At 43.3% G+C, this 21,925-nt stretch carries 14 protein-coding genes and 1 tRNA gene; 3 read left to right on the top strand and 12 right to left on the bottom strand.

Features of this window, described 5'->3' with window-relative positions; all coding sequences use genetic code 11:
* Window positions 1-15: 15 nt before the first annotated feature.
* The 8 genes from AB8P51_RS01215 to AB8P51_RS01180 are packed head-to-tail and all read right to left on the bottom strand — an operon-like array spanning window position 16 to window position 11,674.
* Window positions 16-1,836 (bottom strand): cbb3-type cytochrome c oxidase subunit I, encoded by a 1,821-nt coding sequence (locus tag AB8P51_RS01215; protein ID WP_369746947.1) that lies wholly within the window; start codon window positions 1,834-1,836, stop codon window positions 16-18.
* Between the two features lie 49 nt (window positions 1,837-1,885).
* The gene (locus tag AB8P51_RS01210; RefSeq protein ID WP_369746946.1) at window positions 1,886-2,944 is read right to left on the bottom strand and encodes a cytochrome c oxidase subunit II; all 1,059 of its coding nucleotides are present in this window, start codon (window positions 2,942-2,944) and stop codon (window positions 1,886-1,888) included.
* Window positions 2,945-2,972: 28 nt separating this feature from the next.
* Window positions 2,973-4,295 carry a quinol:cytochrome C oxidoreductase gene (locus AB8P51_RS01205; protein WP_369746945.1) on the bottom strand — a complete coding sequence of 441 codons (1,323 nt, stop codon included), beginning with the start codon at window positions 4,293-4,295 and terminating at the stop codon, window positions 2,973-2,975.
* Window positions 4,296-4,311: 16 nt separating this feature from the next.
* Window positions 4,312-4,872, bottom strand: a complete 561-nt coding sequence (locus AB8P51_RS01200) for a cytochrome c (protein ID WP_369746944.1) — start codon at window positions 4,870-4,872, stop codon at window positions 4,312-4,314.
* Window positions 4,873-4,882: 10 nt separating this feature from the next.
* A complete protein-coding gene (locus AB8P51_RS01195; protein ID WP_369746943.1) occupies window positions 4,883-5,404 on the bottom strand; it encodes a DUF3341 domain-containing protein in 522 nt (173 codons plus the stop codon).
* Window positions 5,405-5,406: 2 nt separating this feature from the next.
* A complete protein-coding gene (nrfD, locus tag AB8P51_RS01190; RefSeq protein ID WP_369746942.1) occupies window positions 5,407-7,137 on the bottom strand; it encodes an NrfD/PsrC family molybdoenzyme membrane anchor subunit in 1,731 nt (576 codons plus the stop codon).
* Window positions 7,138-7,173: 36 nt separating this feature from the next.
* Window positions 7,174-10,263 carry a TAT-variant-translocated molybdopterin oxidoreductase gene (locus tag AB8P51_RS01185; RefSeq protein WP_369746941.1) on the bottom strand — a complete coding sequence of 1,030 codons (3,090 nt, stop codon included), beginning with the start codon at window positions 10,261-10,263 and terminating at the stop codon, window positions 7,174-7,176.
* Window positions 10,264-10,297: 34 nt separating this feature from the next.
* Window positions 10,298-11,674 (bottom strand): c-type cytochrome, encoded by a 1,377-nt coding sequence (locus AB8P51_RS01180; protein ID WP_369746940.1) that lies wholly within the window; start codon window positions 11,672-11,674, stop codon window positions 10,298-10,300.
* Between the two features lie 232 nt (window positions 11,675-11,906).
* Between AB8P51_RS01180 and AB8P51_RS01175 the strand changes: the two genes are divergently transcribed.
* Window positions 11,907-12,275: an SPOR domain-containing protein gene (locus AB8P51_RS01175; protein WP_369746939.1), complete on the top strand. Its 369-nt coding sequence runs from the start codon at window positions 11,907-11,909 to the stop codon at window positions 12,273-12,275.
* Window positions 12,276-12,347: 72 nt separating this feature from the next.
* Here the strand turns inward: AB8P51_RS01175 and infB are convergent, their stop codons facing one another.
* The 3 genes from infB to rimP are packed head-to-tail and all read right to left on the bottom strand — an operon-like array spanning window position 12,348 to window position 16,772.
* Window positions 12,348-15,023, bottom strand: coding sequence for a translation initiation factor IF-2 (infB, locus tag AB8P51_RS01170; protein WP_369746938.1), 2,676 nt, complete (start codon window positions 15,021-15,023; stop codon window positions 12,348-12,350).
* Window positions 15,024-15,065: 42 nt separating this feature from the next.
* Window positions 15,066-16,298 carry a transcription termination factor NusA gene (gene nusA / locus AB8P51_RS01165; protein ID WP_369746937.1) on the bottom strand — a complete coding sequence of 411 codons (1,233 nt, stop codon included), beginning with the start codon at window positions 16,296-16,298 and terminating at the stop codon, window positions 15,066-15,068.
* A 12-nt stretch (window positions 16,299-16,310) separates the two neighbouring features.
* Window positions 16,311-16,772 (bottom strand): ribosome assembly cofactor RimP, encoded by a 462-nt coding sequence (gene rimP / locus AB8P51_RS01160; RefSeq protein ID WP_369746936.1) that lies wholly within the window; start codon window positions 16,770-16,772, stop codon window positions 16,311-16,313.
* A 208-nt stretch (window positions 16,773-16,980) separates the two neighbouring features.
* Here rimP and AB8P51_RS01155 point away from each other — a divergent pair, with 208 nt between their 5' ends.
* Window positions 16,981-18,300, top strand: coding sequence for a cation:proton antiporter (locus AB8P51_RS01155; protein ID WP_369746935.1), 1,320 nt, complete (start codon window positions 16,981-16,983; stop codon window positions 18,298-18,300).
* 39 nt (window positions 18,301-18,339) lie between these two features.
* Here the strand turns inward: AB8P51_RS01155 and AB8P51_RS01150 are convergent.
* Window positions 18,340-18,411, bottom strand: a tRNA-Gln gene (locus tag AB8P51_RS01150).
* 169 nt (window positions 18,412-18,580) lie between these two features.
* Here AB8P51_RS01150 and AB8P51_RS01145 point away from each other — a divergent pair.
* Window positions 18,581-21,907, top strand: a complete 3,327-nt coding sequence (locus tag AB8P51_RS01145) for a DUF2723 domain-containing protein (protein WP_369746934.1) — start codon at window positions 18,581-18,583, stop codon at window positions 21,905-21,907.
* The last annotated feature ends 18 nt before the right edge of the window (window positions 21,908-21,925 follow it).

Genomic DNA, 21,925 nt, shown 5'->3' with positions numbered 1-21,925 from the left:
ATTTCGCAAAAAGCGCTAGTGTTGTAATTCCTCTTCTTCTTCCTGTAAAGGAACATTCTGAGGGACAAAATCCTGGTCTTTAATTACGTAGTCCCCATTCGGCATAGTCTTACTGTAGTCGTATGCCCAGCGATGTACGTGTGGGATTTCACCTTCCCAGTTTCCGTGGATATGTTCAATTGGTGCGGTCCATTCAAGAGTATTCGATTTCCATGGATTCTGTTCAGTGGGTTTACCATAGAACATACTGTGTATAAAGTTGTAAAGGAATACCAATTGAGCTGCTCCCGCTATTAGTGCAAAGACTGTGATTAAAATATTCACATCGGTAAGTTCATCGAACATAGGGAATGCTGTATTCTGGTAATACCTTCTCGGCACTCCTGCCATTCCCACAAAATGCATGGGAAAGAAAACTCCATAGGCACAGATGGCCGTTACCCAGAAATGTACATATCCCAGGTTTTTGTTCATCATGCGTTTGTACATCTTTGGGAACCAGTGATAAACCCCGGCAAACAAACCATATAAGGCTGAGATACCCATCACCAGGTGAAAGTGAGCCACAACGAAGTACGTATCGTGTACGTTGATATCCAGTGTGCTATCTCCTAAAATGATACCGGTAAGACCTCCTGTGATAAAAGTAGAAACCAATCCGATTGAGAATAGCATAGCGGGATTCAATTGCAGATTCCCTTTCCAAAGTGTTGTTATATAGTTGAAGGCCTTTACCGCTGATGGTATGGCGATCAATAATGTAGTGAAGGTAAAGACAGATCCCAGGAAGGGATTCATTCCTGAAATAAACATATGGTGACCCCATACGATTGTTGAAAGGAATGCGATCGCTAAAATAGAAGCTACCATCGCCCTGTAACCAAAGATCGGTTTTCTGGCATTTGTAGACATCACTTCAGAAGTGATTCCGAGGGCTGGTAATAATACAATGTATACTTCCGGGTGGCCCAGGAACCAAAACAGGTGTTCGTACAATACCGGAGAGCCTCCCTGGTAATGCAATACTTCTCCCTGAATAAAGATATCAGAAAGGAAGAATGATGTACCGAAACTTCTGTCCATGATCAGCAATAATGCTGCTGACAAAAGAACCGGGAAAGAAACAACTCCGATGATCGCTGTAACGAAAAACGCCCAGATCGTCAATGGTAGTCGGGTCATTGACATACCTTTTGTCCTGAGGTTGATTACTGTAACAATATAATTTAATGATCCCAACAAAGATGACGCAATAAAAATGGCCATAGAAACCAACCACAGGGTCATTCCCATACCCGAACCGGGCTGTGCCATTGGCAAGGCGCTAAGGGGAGGATAGATGGTCCATCCCGCAGCAGCAGGACCGGCTTCAACAAAAAGTGAGATCACCATAATTACACTGGAAGTAAAAAACATCCAGTAAGACAACATATTTAAAAACCCTGATGCCATATCTCTTGCACCAATCTGAAGGGGAATAAGAAGGTTACTAAACGTACCACTCAGTCCTGCTGTAAGGACAAAGAATACCATGATAGTACCGTGTATGGTAACAAGTGCCAGGTATACGTCAGCATCCATCACCCCATCGGGTGCCCACTTTCCAAGTAAGGCCTCAAAAATGGGGAAGGATTCTCCGGGCCAGGCTAGTTGCATCCTAAAAAGGAGTGACATGGCTATACCAATAATCCCCATAATCAAACCTGTTACCAGGTATTGTTTGGAGATCATTTTGTGATCCTGACTAAAGATATATTTGGTAACAAAAGTCTCTTTGTGATGATGTCCATGATCATCTGCGTGATCATCAACTTGTGCATGTGCTGTAGCAGACATAATCTAATTTAATTTTATATTAATTTTCTTTTCTAGCCTAATTTTTATTTTAATTCATGGAAGCCATCAACTGAGAAAATGTTTGCTGACTTTCCATCCATGCATTGTAATCCTCTTCGCTCTCCACGATGATCTTCATCTGCATATTGTAATGAGATTTACCACAAATCTTGTTACAGAGCAAGACATAGTCGAATTCCCATGGATCTGAATTCGGCTCGCCATTGGCAGCTCTTTCGGCTCTGATGGCATTGGTTCTTTTAACTTTATCAATTACGTCGGGTTTGAGACGCATTTCCTCAGTGGTAATAGTTGGAGTAAAAGAGAACTCGGTGATCATTCCCGGCACACAGTTCATTTGTGCTCTGAAATGCGGCATATAAGCCGAATGTAATACGTCCTGAGAGCGAAATCTGAAATTGACTTTTCGGCCAACCGGCAGGTGCAATTCCTTTACAATTACATCATCTCCTGAATAAGGATCTGATTCATCCAATCCAAGTACGTTAGCCCGATCGATATCAATCATCCTGACATTGGCTCCTCCAAGTACATTGTCCCCGCCACCGTATCTTGCCGTCCAGTTAAATTGCTGGGCATATAGTTCAACTATCAATGGGTCGTCCTCATCATTGACATCCATAATATTGGTCCAGGTGTAAAGTCCCCAAAGGATGAGTCCCGCAAGAACAACAACCGGAATGATGGTCCAGATAAATTCCAGACGGTCATTATCAGCATAGAACAGGGCTTTCTTACCTTTTTCTCCCCTGTATTTATAAGAGAAGTAATGCAGAAGAGCCTGTGTTATAGTCTGAACAATAAAGATGATGACAAAGGACCAGAGCATCAATTCATCATAACTACTCCCGTGTTCAGAAGCTGCTTCTGGAAGTAATACCTTGGTATACTTCCAGAAACTGAAGATGGTAATCGCATAAATAAAGATCAAAAAGGCAAACATCAGATAACCGTTATTCTTGTTATCCTTATCATTGGCCACCTGTGAATTATCTGCTTTGATCTGCGACAATTCAAAGATCTTGGTCATTTGCCAGATCGCAATTGCCACTAGAACTAAAACAAATATCGTAAGTAATGTCGTCATTATCTAAACTAATAGGTTTCTGTAATCATTAATAGTGAAAATGTCTGCTCTCCTCAATAAACGGATTTCGTTTGGGTTGCAAAGGCACTTTGGTAAGTGCTCTGAAGACCCAGAGAATAAATGCACCGGCAAAGAAACAAACAGCTCCTAATTCAGGGATGCCAATTGACCACTGGTCTCCAACCGTTGCGGGCATCACCATGTTGAAAACATCAATATAGTGTCCTGCCAGAATAACTATTCCCGTCATTACCACAAACCAGTTAATCCTTTTGTAATCGCTGTTCATCAGAAGGAGCAACGGGAAAACAAAATTCAATGCAACCATTCCGAAAAAGGGTAATTTATAATCTTCTATCCTGGTGACAAAATAGGTCACTTCTTCAGGTATATTGGCATACCAGATCAGCATAAACTGACTGAACCAAAGGTACGTCCAGAAAATACTGAATCCAAACATGAATTTCGCCAAATCGTGGATATGACTGTCATTGACGTCCGGGAGGTATCCTTTTGATTTTAAGTAAATGGTGATCAAAGCAATTACTGTGATACCAGATACCATCATACTCGCAAAAACATACCATCCAAAGAGGGTGCTAAACCAATGTGGATCTACACTCATTATCCAGTCCCATGACATCATAGATTCGGTAACCAGGTAAAAAACCAGGAACCCTGCAGACCATCTGAAATTCTTTACAAAATTTCGGTTGTCACTTGCCTCATCCTGGGCCAGGGATAACCTTCTAGAAACTTCCCTGTACAAGATCCATCCACCCAGAAATATCGCAGCTCTAATCAGGAAGAAGGTCGGGTTAAGGTATCCGGCCTTGCCCTGCAATAAGGCATCTTCTGCCACCACATCAGCATCCATCCAGACAAACATATGATTAAAGTGCATAACGGAGAGTACAAGAAGTACAAAAACAGCGATACCCCCGGGTACCAGATAGGCAGTAATTCCTTCCATCACCCGGAAAAGCAAAGGAGACCAACCTGCCTGTGCTGCCCGCTGGATTGCATAAAATGCCAGAACTCCCAGGGCGATCATAAAGAAAAAGAAGGCTGCAACGTATACGGCAGACCAGGGTCTGTTCTGTAATTGATGCATCAAGTGTTCGTCATGAGCTGCATCGTGATCGGCAGTTCCAGCGTGGGCAGTATCCTCTGCCAGATGTTCACCTTCTTCCGCATGAGAATCTCCGTGGCCATCATCATGAGCTGCTACCATCGCCTTGGCTTCTTCAGGAGTAGAAGGGACAGAAACGAATCCTACGCCCATTCCGACGATTCCCAGGGCCATAAGGACAATTGCTCCGATTTTAAGTCTGTTAGAAAACGTATACATAGTTTAAGTCTGTGTCTTATTTAGTTAGGTCCTGCTTCAGTTTCATCACGTATTCTGATACCTGCCAGCGCTCTTTGTAATTCAATTGCCCTGCGTAGGAACCCATGGAATTAAGTCCGTAATAGATCGTATGATAGGTTGAGCCTACACTGATATTTCTGGCGGCATCGGCATAAGAGGGAACACCAAGGATCTTCTCCCTTTTCACCAAAGTACCCTGTCCTGCTCCTTTCGGTCCGTGACAAATGGCACAATAGATATCGTATAATTCCTTCCCCACAGCAAGATTCTCCTCCGTATTGAGGGAATCGAGCGGACTGGGTTGTAACCTGGCCATATCTTTACCTGCAAGGTCATTGGCAAATTCATAAGGGAGCCAACCTCTCGATATGGAATTTTCGGCGGGAGTCATTGCCTCAGTGCCGGCAGGTAAAAAATCTACCTGCTGATAGGTTTCATACCCTACAGGAAAATACATATTGGGCATGTACTGATAGTTTGGGCTATCTTTATCAGCGCAGGAAACCATTGCTAAAACAGCCGTGAATAAAATTCCTATGTTAAGTATTTTCTTCATATGTCCAGTACTACTTTTCTACCTTATTTATCTCAACGGCACCTGATTCCTGCAACATCGTCATTAGTCCGTTCTCATCCCCATGAACCTCTATTTCCATCACAAAATGATCATCAGTGGTTCTCACATCGGGATTTTCTGCCTTTTTAAATGGCCATAATCTGCTTCGCAAATAAAAAGTAATCACCATTAAATGTGCTGCGAAGAATACAGTAAGCTCAAACATGATGGGCACAAAAGCCGGCATGTTCTCTATATAGGTAAAACTAGGTTTTCCACCAATATCCTGTGGCCAGTCTTCTATCATGATATAATTCATCATTACGATGGCCACTATCAGTCCGAGGCAGCCATACATAAAGGATGTTATCGCAATCCTTGTGGGTGCCAGACCCATAGCTTTATCGAGCCCGTGCACAGGAAAAGGACAATAAACTTCCTCAATATGATGCTTGGTCGCTTTTACCTTTTTGACAGCCTGCATCAGGATGTCATCATCGTTGTAATAAGCATGTATAACTTTAGAGGCCATAATTACGAATTCTTGTTTAATTTCTTTGCCTGTCCTGCCCAGTCGTCACGTTGTGCCCTTCCGGGGAATGCCCCGGTTATTTCGTCGAGCATATCGTACTCAACATTCGTCATCCTGCTCACCTGAGCAAAGGTGTAAATACCTATCTGATTAAGGGTCTGTTCCATTTTAGGTCCGATCCCTTTTACTTTCTTCAAATCATCTGCCTTATCCTTGCTAGGGTCAAAAGATCCCAATTTGGATAGAAGGTCAGCCGCTTTTGTTTCTTCTTTTGGCGACGACGTATCAGCTATTTTAACTTCCTCCCGAGGGGCAGCAGCGATACCCGAAGGCATTTGATATAATGGTTTTCCTGCATCCCTTAATTTCTTATACCTGGATCCTGAGGATTTCAGAATCGATTTTACCTCTGCCTGAGCAATCACCGGGAAAGTCCTGGCATAAAGAAGGAAAAGGACAAAGAAAAATCCGATTGTACCGATAAATATCCCGATATCCACAAAAGTGGGCGAAAACATCGTCCAGGAAGATGGAAGGTAATCGCGGTGCAAAGAAGTCACGATAATTACAAATCGCTCGAACCACATTCCTATGTTTACTACAATTGAAATTACAAAGGAGATAACAATACTGGTTCTGATCTTTTTAAACCACATAACCTGAGGGGAGACCACGTTGCAGCTCATCATGAGCAGGTAGGCCCACCAGTAAGGACCTGTGGCCCTGTTGAGGAAGGCGTATTGCTCGTATTCCACACCTGAGTACCAGGCGATGAATAATTCCGTGATATAGGCACAACCCACAATAGAACCCGTCACCATGATGATGATGTTCATCAATTCTATGTGCTGAACCGTAATATAAGCTTCAAGGTTAGACACCTTTCTCATGATGATCAGAAGCGTCTGCACCATGGCAAAGCCCGAGAAGATCGCTCCGGCAACAAAGTATGGCGGGAAGATCGTGGTATGCCATCCCGGAATGACGGAGGTGGCAAAGTCAAAAGATACAATGGTGTGTACGGAGAGAACAAGAGGTGTTGCCAGTCCCGCAAGGACAAGGGAAACCTCTTCAAATCGCTGCCAGTCCTTGGCCCTTCCCGTCCATCCGAAACTCACAAGGCTGTAGATTTTCTTCTGGAATGGCTTAACGGCCCTGTCGCGGATCATCGCAAAGTCTGGTAATAGTCCCGTCCACCAGAACACCAGGGATACGGACAAATAGGTGGAGATCGCAAAAACGTCCCATAGCAGGGGAGAGTTAAAGTTCACCCATAGGGAACCAAACTGGTTAGGAATAGGTACCATCCAATAAACAAGCCATGGCCTACCCATGTGGATGATGGGAAACAATCCCGCCTGGATCACCGAAAAGATGGTCATGGCCTCAGCCGAGCGGTTGATCGCCATTCTCCATTTCTGACGGAAGAGAAGTAGTACCGCGGAAATAAGCGTTCCTGCATGCCCGATACCTACCCACCATACAAAGTTGGTAATGTCCCATGCCCAGTTTACCGTTTTGTTAAGTCCCCAAGTACCAATACCCGTGGAAATTGTATAAATAATAGCACCAATCCCCCAAAGGAGTGCTGCCAGGGCTATGGAAAATACAATCCACCATTGCCTGTTGGCCCTTCCTTCTATAGGAGCCGCGATATCTACCGATACGTCGTGGTAGCTTTTGTCTCCAATAACAAGGGGTTTTCTTATAGGTGCTTCGTAATGCGACGCCATAGATATTTGTTATAGTTAGGTTTTTCTATTTCTTAATTACGCTTCGTTGGTATTCCTCACTTTAACGTGGTAGAATACATTAGGTTTTGTCCCCACTGCTTCAAGCAGGTGGTACATCCTCTCATCTTTTTTCAGGGCTGCGACCTGACTCTCCTTATCATTGATATCGCCGAAGATTATGGCCCCATTGCTACATGCATTGGAACAAGCAGTCTGAAATTCTCCATCCTTAACTTCACGGCCCTCTCTTTTGGCGTCGAGAATTGTCTTCTGTGTCATCTGTATACAGAGTGAACACTTCTCGATCACACCTCTCGACCTGACAGTTACGTCAGGGTTGATCACCATTTTCCCAAGATCATTGTTCATATGGAAATCGAACTCGTCATTATTGTTATAAAGGAACCAGTTAAATCGTCTTACTTTATAAGGACAGTTGTTGGCACAATATCTTGTTCCCACACATCTGTTATACGCCATGTGATTTTGTCCCTGACGACTATGCGATGTTGCCGCTACCGGACAAACTGTTTCACAAGGAGCGTGATTACAATGCTGGCACATCACAGGCTGAAATGCTACCTGCGGATTTTCTGCTGCACGTTCCATTTCTTCAAAGCCCGATTTGGATTCGAAAGCTCCTGAAAACTCATCCTTCTTAATATTGTCATCTTCAAAGGTGTCTTCTGAAGAATAGTATCGGTCGATTCGCAACCAGTGCATGTCTCTGGATTTACGCACTTCACTCTTCCCTACTACCGGGATATTATTTTCTGCATTGCAGGCAATAACACAAGCCCCACAGCCTGTACAGGCGTTGAGGTCTATCGACATATTAAAGTGGTGCCCTATAGATCGGTCAAATGACTCCCAAAGATCAACCGTGGTGGCCGGTACTTCCTGATGGTTTAAAGAAACTTCAGGTACCGCATTCCACTCATGTGAATCTTCGGTATTATATTTTTCAAGGGTGGTTTCTTTTATGATCTCACCCCTTCCCATAAGCGTATTCTGCAACTGAATACAGGCAAATTCATGCATTCCACTGGCCTTTTCAATCTGGACAGATTGAATAGAATTAAAATCGGTGTAGACTGAGAAAGCATTTATTCCGGTTTGCATCTCCTCTTTCATTCCCACTTTTCGGCCGTAACCAAAGGATAAACCGGCTGTGTTTCTAGCCTGTCCCGGTTGAATGATCACAGGAACATTATTAAGTGTTACCCCGTTGACAGTGATATTGGCATAACTTCCGTCTAAACCACCATTAGCTGCATTCTCATTGATAAGTCCTAATTCACCGGCATCAGCTTTTGAAAGGGTGATGTAATTATCCCAGGTTACCCTTGTAATAGGGTCAGGGAATTCCTGTAGCCATGGATTACCGGCTTGTTGCCCGTCTCCCATTCCCACTTTGGAATACAAGGTAAGCTCCATTCCTGATGTGGCAGTGGAAGCCATGTTTTGCACTGCCTGTGATAAAGCATCATTCATCGGCATAGCCTCAGAAGACAGCTGTTGTGTTGCCGCTTCAGGCGCAGACGCCGAGTACACTCCATCGTGAAGCGCTTTGTTCCAGGAATCGGTTCCAAGAATAGACTCGGTCCAATTTCCTTTGATATAATCGTAATAGCTCTGATCACTTCCCATCCAGATCAGCAACGACTGCTGGAATTGACGTGTGTCAAATAGCTCCTTGATTGTGGGCTGCATCAGGCTGTAATGTCCTTTCTTTATCTGTGTATCACCCCATGACTCCAGATAGTGATTCGCAGCAGCAGTAAACTGGGTACGTTCGGTAGTTTCATTCCAATTGGTAGAGAAAGTAACTGACAGCTCTACTTTTTCAAGTCCTTCAGCAAAATCTGAAGCATTTGCCAAAGTGTACATGGGATTTACCCCATCCATAACCAGCAGGCCAACGTTTCCTGCTTTCATATCATTGATCAACTGCTGTACCTCAGCATTCTTGCCTTTCCTGATATATTTTGGTGCTTGTGCATCGAATGCTTCACTGCCCAGCATTTCATTGATGGCGAGAACCACCCTTTGGACATTAACATCATCCAAACCGCTCACAACAACTGCTTTACTTCCCTTGCTCCTGATTTCAGTTGCAACACTATCTACCATTGCCAAAGCACCTTCACTAAGATCGGTGCTTACTCTGCTGTTATTCAGTTTCCCATAAAGAGCTGCCAGGGCCTTTTTCTGCTCTGATGGTTTCAGAGGCACCCTTTGGTCGGCATTGGCACCGGTAAGGGACATATTGGCTTCAAACTGCACATGCCTCGACATCTTACCTGCTTTGGGCACACGCCCTTTGGAATATCCGGCATCGTAGCCGCCTCCCTGCCAGTCGGCAAGAAAATCAGCACTGAAAGAGACGATTAGATCTGCTTTTTCAAAATTGTAATCAGCCAGTCCTCTTTCCCCGTAAGCCATTTCAAAAGCATCTAATGCAGCACTCTCAGATATGGCATCATAAGTAATATGCTTTGCATTGGGATTGGCTGCAATAAAATCTGCAACAAGCTTTTCTGTAGAAGGACTTGCGTAGGTCTGGGTGAGTAAAACTGCCTGTTTAGCAGTTCCGTTAATTGCACCGAGTTTTGATTTAACCGAAGCATCGAGCAGTGCCCAATCAACCGCCTCTCCGTTAGACAAGGGGCCCTGTAATCTGGTACTGTCATAAAGCGAAAGCACTGAAGCCTGCACTCTGGCGTTAGCTCCACCGTGGGTAGCAGCTTCTTTGTTATTTTCAACTTTTATTGGTCGTCCTTCTCTGGTTTTGATCAGAACACTGGCAAAATCATATCCATTTGCCATGGTGGTGGCATAATAGTTAGCCACTCCAGGAATAATCTGTTCTGGTTGCACTACGTAGGGAATCGACTTGATCACTGGTCCTTCACATGCCGCAAGTGAAGCTGCCGCTGTACTGAAGCCTACATATTTAAGGAAGTCTCTACGGTTAGTTTTAGATTCCGACAGACGTTCCTTATCCCCCAGAAATTCATCAACCGGAATTTCTTCAGGAAACTCGTTATCTCTTAGCTTCTGAATATTGGAATCAGAGGGAATCAGGTCCGCTTCGTTTTTCCAGTATATTTTATTTGATGCCATACGATCTATCTGTAATTAGCTTCTTTAATTTTTCTTAATAGTGACATTTTCCGCACTCGAGTCCACCTAGCTGGGCGGCCGTCAGATTCTCTACCTCATATTTCTCTGATAATGCCTTGTGTATCTTTTCGTAGTAAGCATTGTCTTCCACATTGACATTGGTCTCCCGGTGACAATTAATACACCAGCCCATAGTCAGTGGTGCATACTGATACATAATCTCCATCTCCTCCACAGGACCATGGCAGGTCTGGCATTCAATTCCCGCTACAGATACATGCTGGGAATGATTGAAATAGGCAAGGTCGGGTAAGTTGTGAATCCGAACCCATTCAACAGGTTGAGATTCCCCGGTATACCTTTGTTCTTCCTCATTCCAACCTACCGCTTTGTATAGTTTTTTGATTTCAGCAGTATAGAACTCATTGGTATACCCATTAGCCAGGTCTTCCTGGGTAGGACCTTCAGGATTACCTATGTACTCGTAAATCGATTTGTGACAATTCATACAAACATTGAGTGACGGTATACCTGAATGCTTGGATACCCGGGCAGAAGAGTGACAGTATTTACACTCTATTTTGTTGTCTCCTGCATGGATTTTATGGGAGTAATGTATGGGTTGTATAGGCTGATATCCCTGATCTATTCCGATCTGCATCATCCATCCATAGGCGTAATATGCACTAGCCAATAAAAGAAATATTACAGAAACCAGTACCAGGAATTGATTTTTTGCAAAAGCCTTCCATATGGGCATTCTCTTTTCAGCCTTGGCTTTCTCAACGACCACCCCATTGGCTTCTGCTATCCTTCTAAGGGTTGCATTCACAAGGTATAGCATCATCACGAGAAGTCCGAAAACAAGAACCAGCGCCCCAAGGATTACTTCGTTGGTAATTCCTGATGTAGGTGCTCCCCCGCCAGGCTCTGCTGCTGTAGCTACTGCCTGAACTGGTGCAGGTGGTGGAGCCGCAGTATATGCTAAAATATCATCGATATCGGTGTTGCTCAGCGTTGGAAAAGCAGTCATTGCCGCCTGATTGTATTCCTCGTAGATTTTGTTGGCGTAGGCATCACCTGAGGAGATCATCCCGGCGCTGTTTTTAATCCATGTGTACAACCATTCTTTATCCAGGCCTTCTTCTTCTGCCAATCTGGTTTCCACATTTGCAAGTGCGGGACCGGTCATTTTCCGGTTTAACGCATGACAGGCAGCACAATTCTGATTGAATAGTTGCTTCCCTTTTACGGCATCTCCCCCGGCGGTGGCATCAGCAGCCTCCTCGGTAGCCTCAGCAGGAGCAACAGCCTGTTCCTGAGCTAATATAATGTTGGAAGTAAGTAGAAAAACTACCAAAAAAATACCGAAAAATGTAGAAATCTGAGCGCGGTACGGAACCTTTTTCATATTAAAATTATTTCTATCGAAATATTGGCACGATAATTTCTCTAAGTTAGCTAATAAAGAAGTTTATCGCCAATTTAATTGGGGTCAAAAATACGACATTGACTTTATTTGGGAAATCCTTAACTATTGATAATTGATAATTTATACCTATTCTAAATAAGCTTTCCTTATTCTGTTTAAGCTCTAATAAATTACCTTTGCAAACAACTGATAATTTCAATTGCCTCACCCTATGAAAAACGCAATATACACGCTGTTTATACTCTTTTTACCTTTTGTGGGTCAGGCCCAGAAAGGGGTCGTCATGGTTGAACAAGATCCGGAGATCACCAGACTGCTGGATATATATAAAAAGAAGAATTCCAAAACGGAATACTACACTATACAGATCGGTTTTGGTTCCTATGCTGAGGCATCGATCCTGAAAGATGATGCTTCAGTGGATTTTCCTCAATACGGGGCGAAAATAATATTTGATTCCCCTACCTACAGGGTTCATTTGGGCCGGTTTAAAAACAAACTGGATGTTGAGAGAACCTTTGCCGAAGTTCGAAAGAAATATCCGCAATCTATTATCCTGAAACCCATCACCAACAACTGATAATTATTACGACTCGAAATAAAAAAACCCTTGCCATTCAGCAAGGGTTTTTTACTTTGATTATTTATCTTCTTACAAGGTCTTTTTGACCGCAACTTCCTGAAAGGCTTCAACGATATCACTTTCTTTGATGTCATTGTAATTCTTAATCTGGAGACCACAATCATATCCTTTGCTCACCTCTTTCACGTCATCTTTAAATCGTTTCAGGGACGCAAGGACTCCTGTATAAATCACCACCCCGTCTCTGATGAGTCGGATATTCGAATTCCTAAATATCTTACCGCTGGTCACCATACAACCGGCAATAGTACCGATCTTGGAAATTTTGAAAGTTTCCCTGATCTCCGCGGTTCCGGTAATTTCTTCTTTTATCTCTGGTGACAACATACCTTCCATGGCATCTTTAAGGTCGTTGATCGCATCGTAGATAATTGAATACATCCTGATATCGATCTCTTCCTTATCCGCAATGTCTCGCGCGTTGCCCATGGGCCTTACATTAAATCCGATCACAATCGCATCGGAAGCAGAAGCCAGGAGCACATCAGATTCTGTGATGGCACCCACTCCTTTGTGAATGATATTTACCTGGATCTCATCCGTTGACAATTTCTGGAAGCTATCAGTAAGTGCTTCTACAGAACCATCCACATCCCCTTTGAGGATTATGTTCAGCTCTTTGAAATCACCAAGAGCGATTCTTCGTCCGATCTCATCAAGGGTGATATGTCGTTGTGTCCTAACGGATTGCTCTCGGAGTAACTGACTCCTTTTGGCTGCGATTTGCTTGGCTTCACGCTCATCCTGAAGGACATTGAATTTATCCCCGGCCTGAGGAGCTCCATCTAATCCAAGAATTGAAATTGGCGTGGAGGGACCTGCTTTTTCTACAGATTTACCCCGCTCATCCTGCATTGCCTTGACTTTACCGCTGCAGGTTCCTGCGAGAACATAGTCTCCAATTTTCAGTGTTCCTGCCAGGACCAAAACAGTAGAAACATAACCCCTTCCCTTGTCGAGAAAAGCTTCCACCACCGTTCCGGTAGCTAATTTGTCCGGATTAGCTTTCAATTCGAGTAATTCCGCTTCCAGAATAACCTTCTCCAGTAATTCTTTAACCCCTTCTCCGGTTTTGGCGGAAATATCATGCGATTGTATTTTCCCTCCCCAGTCTTCAACCAGGAGATTCATAGCTGCCAGTCCTTCCTTAATTTTATCAGGGTTAGCACTGGGTCTGTCTATTTTATTGATCGCAAAAACAATAGGTACTCCTGCTGCCTGGGCATGACTAATTGCTTCCTTGGTCTGGGGCATGATATCGTCGTCAGCAGCAATTACGATGATGGCAATATCGGTCACCTGAGCACCTCTTGCCCTCATCGCCGTAAAGGCTTCGTGACCCGGTGTATCGAGGAAGGCTATTTTTTGTCCATTCTCCAATTCGACACCATAAGCACCAATATGCTGGGTGATTCCACCACTCTCTCCGGCAATTACATTTTCCTGTCGGATGTAATCCAGAAGCGATGTCTTACCGTGATCGACATGTCCCATAACTGTGACGATAGGTGCCCTTGGCTGAAGATCTTCGGGCGCATCTACTTCTTCTTCTATAGATTCTTCTATATCAGCAGTAACGAATTCCACTTCATAACCGAATTCGTCGGCTACAATTGATAAGGTTTCTGCATCGAGTCGCTGATTCATGGTTACCATGATCCCCAGTGACATACATGCGGAGATGATCTGGGTGGTGGGCACATCCATCATGGTTGCCACCTCCCCCACTGTAACAAACTCCGTAACCTTAAGGACTTTGTTATCCAATTCCTGTTGTTCCAGGTCCTTTTCAGATTGTTGCCTGTGCTGATCTCTTTTGTCTCTTCGGTATTTTGCGCCTTTGCCTTTTTTTGACTTACCCTGTAATTTTTCAAGGGTTTCTCTAACCTGTTTTTGTACTTCTTCCTCTGTGGGCTCTACTTTAGAGCTTACCCCAGCTCTTGACCCTCTTTTATCGTCTGTCCTTCCACGTCTACCTCCACGGGGACCGGAGTCACTAATAATACGTTTTCTTCTTTTCTTTCTGTCTTTTGGATCAGGCTTAGCAGCTGCCTCTTTTTTCTTCTTGGGCTTTTCAAACTTGGTAAGATCTATCTTATCGCCCATAATCTTGGGCCCGGATAGTTTCTGATACTTTGTCTCGATGGCCTCAGGCTCTTCTTCTTCTTTCGGCTCTTCTTTAGTTTTTTTCTCAGTAGCTTTTACTACTTTCTCTTTCTTTTTTACAGGTTTTGCAGCGGGAGCAGCTTCTTTTTTTACTTCAGGTTCAGCAGCAGCCTCGGGCTCAACAACTTTTTCTTCCTCTTTCGGTTTTTTGTCGCTTTCAAGATCGATCTTACCCACCATTTTGGGGCCGGAAAGATCTGCTTTAGCTTTTACCACTTCAGAAGCCGCGGCTCTTTTTTCGCGAGCCAGACGCCTTTCTTCCTGTTCTTGTTCGAGTTGTAGTCTTATAGCCTCCTTCTCCTTGCGCTTTTCCTCCCCGACCTCGATAGAAGCAACTTTTTTGCTCATATCAGTCTGGAATTCATCTAAGAGAACCTGGTGCACCTCCTCAGAAATCTTCGTGGTAGGACGCGCATCGATTTTGTGCCCTTTGGTGGCAAGAAAATCGACCGCCCTGTCGAGGGAAATGTTCAGTTCTCTCAGAACTTTATTAAGCCTTATTTTTGCATTGTCTGCCATAAATACTATTTACTCTCTTATTTTTTTTCGCTAATATATAGCTTAATCTTCAAACTCGGCCTTTAGGATACGCACCACATCGAGTATCGTTTCTTCTTCAAGATCGGTCCTTTTTACCAAATCATCCACATCCTGTTCCAAAACACTTCTGGCCGTATCCAGGCCTATTTTCTTTAATTCTTCAATGACCCAGCTTTCAATTTCATCTGAAAATTCTGTGAGTTCCACATCCTCTTCAACACCTTCTCTGAATACATCGATCTCATAGCCAGTGAGCTGTCCTGCCAATCGAATATTGTGTCCTCCGCGACCAATTGCCTTGGAAACCTCTTCCGGTTTCAGATATACTTGTGCCGTCATGTTTTCATCATTCAGCTTTACTGTCGACACACGGGCAGGGCTCAGTGACCTGGTAACCATAAGCTGAGGATTATTCGTCCAGTTAATCACATCTATATTCTCATTCCCCAGTTCTCTTACAATACCGTGAATACGAGATCCTTTCATTCCAACGCACGCACCAACGGGATCAATTCTATCATCATAGGAATCAACCGCAACCTTTGCTTTCTCTCCAGGGATTCGTACAGCTTTCTTTATAGTGATAAGGCCGTCGAAAACCTCAGGGATCTCCTGGAAGAACAGCTGCTCAAGAAATATCGGAGAAGTCCTAGACATAATGATCATTGGCTTGTTCCCTTTCAGCTCGACACTTTCAATGATTCCCCTTACGTTATCCCCTTTTCTGAAAAAATCAGAGGGAATCTGCTTGTCCTTAGGCAGGATAATTTCATTTCCTTCATCGTCCAGGAGGATGATGGCCTTATGCCTTATGTGGTGAACCTCTGCAGTGTAAATCTCGCCTTCAAGATCTTTGAATTGCTTGTAAATAGTAGTATTGTCGTGCTCGTGTATCTTAGAGATCAGATTTTGCCTAAGTGCCAGAATAGCCCTTCTCCCCAGGTCGATCAGTTTTACTTCTTCAGAAACATCTTCCCCTACTTCAAAATCGGGTTCAATTTTCCTGGCTTCAGTTAACGATATTTGTTCATTTGGTTCTTCTACCTCCCCATCTTCAACAACGACGCGATTTCTCCAAATTTCCAAATCCCCTTTATCCGGATTGATAATGATATCAAAGTTGTCATCTGATCCAAATTTTTTCTTGAGGGCATTTCTGAATACATCTTCCAAAATTGCCATCAGGGTTACCCGGTCGATGAATTTATCATCTTTGAATTCCGAGAACGATTCGATCAATGCGATATTTTCCATTCTGATCTAAAATTAAAATTTAAGTACTACGTTCGCTTTTATTATTTCTGAATAGGGGACCGCTTTTGTTTTTACAACTGTGGTCTTGCCCTTCCCAACTGGTTTAGGCTCCCTTGCTTTCCACTCCAGTGTCACTCCCTCTTCAGAGGCTTCAATTAATGTACCTTCTAAGGTTGACTCGGAGGTCTTAACTTTTAGTTTTCTTCCTATATTCTTCTGATACTGCCGTGGCATCGTCATGGGTTCTGTAGCACCGGGAGAGGTCACCTCCAGTGAAAAATCTGTGGTTTCCCTGTCCAGATTATGTTCAATTGCCCTGCTCACAGTCATACAGTCTTCGAGGGTTACCCCTTTGTCTCCGTCAATAATAATCCTTATCTGATTTGCCGGACTAACCGAAAAATCAATAAGAAATAGTTCCGGGTTCTCTTTCAATACCTGGTTTAAAAGTACCTCTGCCTGTTCCTTCAACATAAATACAAGTAACAAAAGAGGGGACTAAATTGTCCCCTCATGAATACTTTAATATCCTTTCAGTGGTGCAAATATACATAATTTTTCTTAATCCTTATACACCAAAAGGAAGTCGGCAAGAATTATAATTAAGTCATAAGTTGCATCTGTATTCTAGATTAAATTGTACTTTTATTTCACCTATAAACTCCCTAATCAGCTTCCACCCATGGATGTATTCTCTTCTTATAATATTATAATTGAGGCGTCGGTGATCCTCATCCTATCTTTTATATTCAATGGAATTTCAAAGAGGACAAATATCCCTTCTGTTCTCTTGCTAATTTTTCTTGGTGTTGTACTACAATTTGTCCTCTCCTACTTTTCTTCAGATGAAGTTGATTTTTTTCCGGCTCTTGAAGTACTGGGAATCATTGGTCTGATCATGATCGTTCTGGAAGCAGCCCTTGAACTTGAACTTAAAAGAGAAAAGCTGGTTCCCATTCTAAAGTCAATGGCGGTTGCTCTCATTGGACTGCTCGGATCGGCCTATCTGGCGGCTCTTATTCTTCATCAATTTGTTCCGGATATGAGTATGCAGTCTGCCTGGCTATACGCAACACCCTTGTCGATATTATCCAGTGCGATCATCATACCAAGTGTAAGTAGTCTGGTTCCCTCTAAAAAAGAATTCCATATTTACGAAAGTACTTTCTCGGATATCATGGGAATTATGATGTTCTATTTTCTAGTAGGTGAAATGAACCCGGCCTCACAGGGAGGTGCGGTTGGTTTTGCCCTCAACATTGTTCTTACCATTGTCATATCTATTATTGCGAGTTATGCCATCATCCTCGTATTCCAGACTATTAAGAGTCAGGCCAAGCTATTTCTGCTCATCGCCGTTTTGCTCCTCCTCTATGCCATTGGGAAACAACTGCATTTATCCTCCCTCCTGATCATATTGATCTTTGGTCTGGTCATTGCCAATATGAAATTGTTCTTTAAAGGAAAGCTCGCTACTTTTCTGGATCATGAAAAGGCACATCGCATTTATCACGAACTACATATTGTAACATTGGAAACAGCCTTTGTGGTCCGAACATTTTTCTTTGTCATTTTCGGACTTACCATTGCAATCGCTTCCTTATTCAGCTTTACCGTTGCGCTGATCAGCTTGCTGATCATCCTGTCTATATATGTAGTGCGCTTTGTGCTTCTCAGGACATTTTACGGCAGCGATATTCTGCCTCAACTTTTTATCGCCCCAAGAGGCTTGATCACTGTGTTGCTTTTTTACGCTATCCCGGCAGAAGCACAAATAGCCACCTTTGAACCCGGGATTCTGTTGTTTGTCATCATAGGGACCAGTCTTGTCATGACCTGGGCTATGATCAAAGACAAGAAGAAAACGGAAACCTTGTTAGACCTTGCTGATAAGGAAAAGGAAAATCTCGAAATGAAAACAGAAGCTGCTGTGGAGGGGTTGGATGCAACCCCCTTGGAAAATCCTTCAGAAAATCTGGAATCAGAAGATCCTGAAATATAAAAACCCATCGCTTTCACGATGGGTTATAGAGCTCTGCTGTTGGCCTACTAGGACTCGAACCTAGAACGACTGGACCAAAACCAGCTGTGTTGCCAATTACACCATAGGCCAATGATGCTAAAGAGCGTGCAAATTTAAGACAAAGTTTCGTTTGCACAAATATTTTTAATTACAATATACCCTATCCTCAAAAGTGTCTGGCGTTAAAGGTTTGACAATTAATAATCCCAATAAATATTTTAATTAGTAATTTCGCCTCTATTGGTAAAAGTAAGACCTGATGATAGCGAAAAACTTTAATAAATGGGACTCCCTTACAGGATGGGGGGTCTTTTTTATAGCCCTTATTGTATATGGCCTTACGGTAGAACCTACAGGTAGTTGGTGGGATGCCGGTGAATACATAACAACTTCTGCCAAATTGCAGGTAGCTCATCCCCCGGGTGCTCCTCTATTTCAAATTATCGGTGCATTTTTTGCCATGTTTGCCTTTGAAGCAGATCAGGTAGCCAGAATGGTCAATTATATGTCGGGCGTTTCCAGTGCATTTACTATTCTATTTATGTTCTGGACCATTACCAATCTCACTAGAAAACTGCTTTCTAATTCAGAACCTTTGTCTAACGCAAAGGCGATCGCAATTCTGGGAAGTGGCCTGGTAGGCTCAATGGCACTTACTTTTGCAGACAGTTTCTGGTTTAATGCTGTGGAAACCGAGGTGTATGCCATGGCGAGTTTCATAATGTCGCTCCTGCTGTGGTTAGGGTTAAAATGGACAGACAATCTCGATCATCCCCGTGGAAATAAATACCTTGTGCTCATTTCTTTTGTAGTCGGACTCACCTTCGGGATACAATTCATGGGTTTCCTGGCTATCCCCTCAATCGGACTACTTTATTACTTTAAGAAATACAAAAAGACAACTGTCAAAAATTTTCTCTTAGCCAACCTTGCCGTAGTAGCTGTGCTGATGCTCGTTTATAAATTCTCACTTACCTATGTCCTTAAACTTTTTGGCTGGAGTGAAGTTTTCTTTATCAACAGTATAGGACTCCCTTTCAATTCGGGTACTATTATCATGGGCTTGATTTTTATCGGGGTATTTTATTATGCCCTGAGGTATACACGCAAGAACAATTATATCAGGGCGAATACACTCGTCTTATGCGGGATGTTCCTCTTACTTGGATTCTCTTCCTGGCTGATGCTCCCAATCAGGGCAAATGCCAACGTCGTGATCAATGAGAATAACCCTTCTGACGCAAGGTCCCTGTTGGCATATTACAACAGGGAACAATATCCTGGAGTGGATAGTCCTGTTTACGGTACCTATTATTCCGATGCCTTTGCGCCTCCCGGAGATGACAGGGACGACAAACCCAAATACGAGAAGGATGAAGCCCTTGGTAAATACATTATTGTCAACAAATACAAAGGCGCCATCCAGGGTCCCAATGAGGATCATCAGGGCATACTTCCCAGGATGTGGAGTGATCAGCACGCGGAGAATTACATGAAATTTTTTGGGCCGCTCGATTTTCGGATGACTACCAGCAATGAAGAATTGCAAAAAGCGGTTAGACAAATCAAGGTAGGTTATGCAAATGGGGAAATTGATGAAGCTCAGTATATCAGTTTCCTGAGACAATTTGGAGAATACCTCGAAGTACAGCCTCCCTCTGTTTGGGAGAACATCAAATACATGGTACAATTCCAGTTTGGATATATGTACTGGCGTTATTTTATGTGGAATTTTGTCGGGAAACAAGACGATGTTCAGGGACGCTATAACGGAAACGGAGAATGGTTAAGTGGAATAGGGTTTATAGACAGCCTCCGACTTGGCAGTCAGGAAAACCTTCCTAAGGATGTATTGGAAAACAAAGGGAGAAATACCTACTTTTTCCTGCCGCTATTACTGGGAATCATCGGCCTGGTATTTCAGATTTCCAAGGATCCCAAACAATTCTGGGTGCTTTTTGTATTTTTTATTTTCACGGGAATTGCCATTCAGTTTTACACCAACCCCTATATTTTTCAACCCCGGGAAAGAGATTATTCCCTTGTAGGCTCATTTTATATTTTCGCAATCTGGATTGGGATTGGGGTTTACGGCCTCTACGAAGAATTCAGCAAGCTGATCAAACCCAAAGTCTGGGCTCCGCTCATCACGCTGATATGCCTGCTCAGTGTTCCGGGAGTTATGGCGTATCAAAACTGGGATGACCATGACCGATCTGGGAGATACACTGCGCGGGCAGCCGCAAAAGCCTATCTCGATTCCTGTCAGGAAGAAGCAGGAGCCATGTTGTTTACTATAGGAGATAACGACACCTTCCCGCTCTGGTATGTACAGGAAATAGAAGGATACCGAAATGATGTAAGAGTCATCTGCACCAGCCTTTTTGCCACAGATTGGTATGTGGATCAAATGAAAAGGAAAGCTTACCGTAGTGATCCTATTCCTTCACAGCTCACCCACGATTTATATCGCTACGGAAACAGGGATGTTATTTATTATCAGGGAATCACTGACAAACGCTGGGACATCAAAGATTTTATGACCTGGGTAGGCAGTAACAACCCACAGACCAAACTAGGTTCTCTGCTCGAAAAGCAAGGGGCAGATCTCAGCGGGTATTCGGAAAGCACTCTTGATCTGGTGTACTACCCAACCAACAAGATCAGGATCCCGGTAAATAAGAAGAATGTTCTGGAATCCGGCCTGGTGAAGGAAAAAGACTCCGCCCTTATTGTGGATTACATCGATATTGACCTGCCACAAGCCTTGCCAAAAAACCGCATTATGATGTTGGATATCATGGCCAACAACGATTGGAAAAGACCCATTTATTTCTCAGGGGGAAGCTTTGACAAAGCAGAGTACATATGGATGAAAGACTATTTACAGCTGGAGGGAATGGCTTATAAATTGGTGCCCATTAAAACTCAGAATCCGAGTTCCTACGAAATGGGACGTATCGATACTGACGAGATGTACAGAATTGTTAAAGGATGGGAATGGGGAAATTCAGGCAGTTCGGATATCTACCACGACACCCAGACCCGAACCCAGGGATTATCCCTGAGAAGCAACCTGGCCAGGTTGGTAGAGGCCCTCATTAATGAAAATAAAATAGACAAAGCCCGTGAGATCATAGACCTTACAATGGATAACCTGCCAGTGGCCTATTACGGCTTCTATACTTTTGTGGAACCTTTCCTTGACGGATATTACAAGGTGGGTGATACGCAAAAAGCGAGGGATTTATTCGGGGAATTAAAATCGATCTACCAAAGTCGATTAAACTACTACCAGGGTACTCCTCTGGATGAACAGTATAATAATTTAGAAGATATTATAGGAGATATGGAAGGTTACCGAAGGATCATTGACATTCTGATCGAGAATAACGACAGGGAAATGGCAGAAAAGGAAACCGAAATCTTTAATGATCATATTGACCAGTTTAGTCATTTCTATCAGGAGGACATTCTGGAGGAATTGCCTGATGAAGATATGCCGATGGATGAATTGATAGACACTATGCCGGTATCCGATACAATTTTAGAGGATGCTACAGAGGTAGAGAATGTCGGAAACTGATCCCCGAAACGGAATAGT

It is taken from the genome of Muriicola sp. SD30 (assembly GCF_041205185.1).
Lineage (GTDB): Bacteria > Bacteroidota > Bacteroidia > Flavobacteriales > Flavobacteriaceae > Muriicola.
This window is presented reverse-complemented; position numbering and strand designations above follow the sequence as displayed.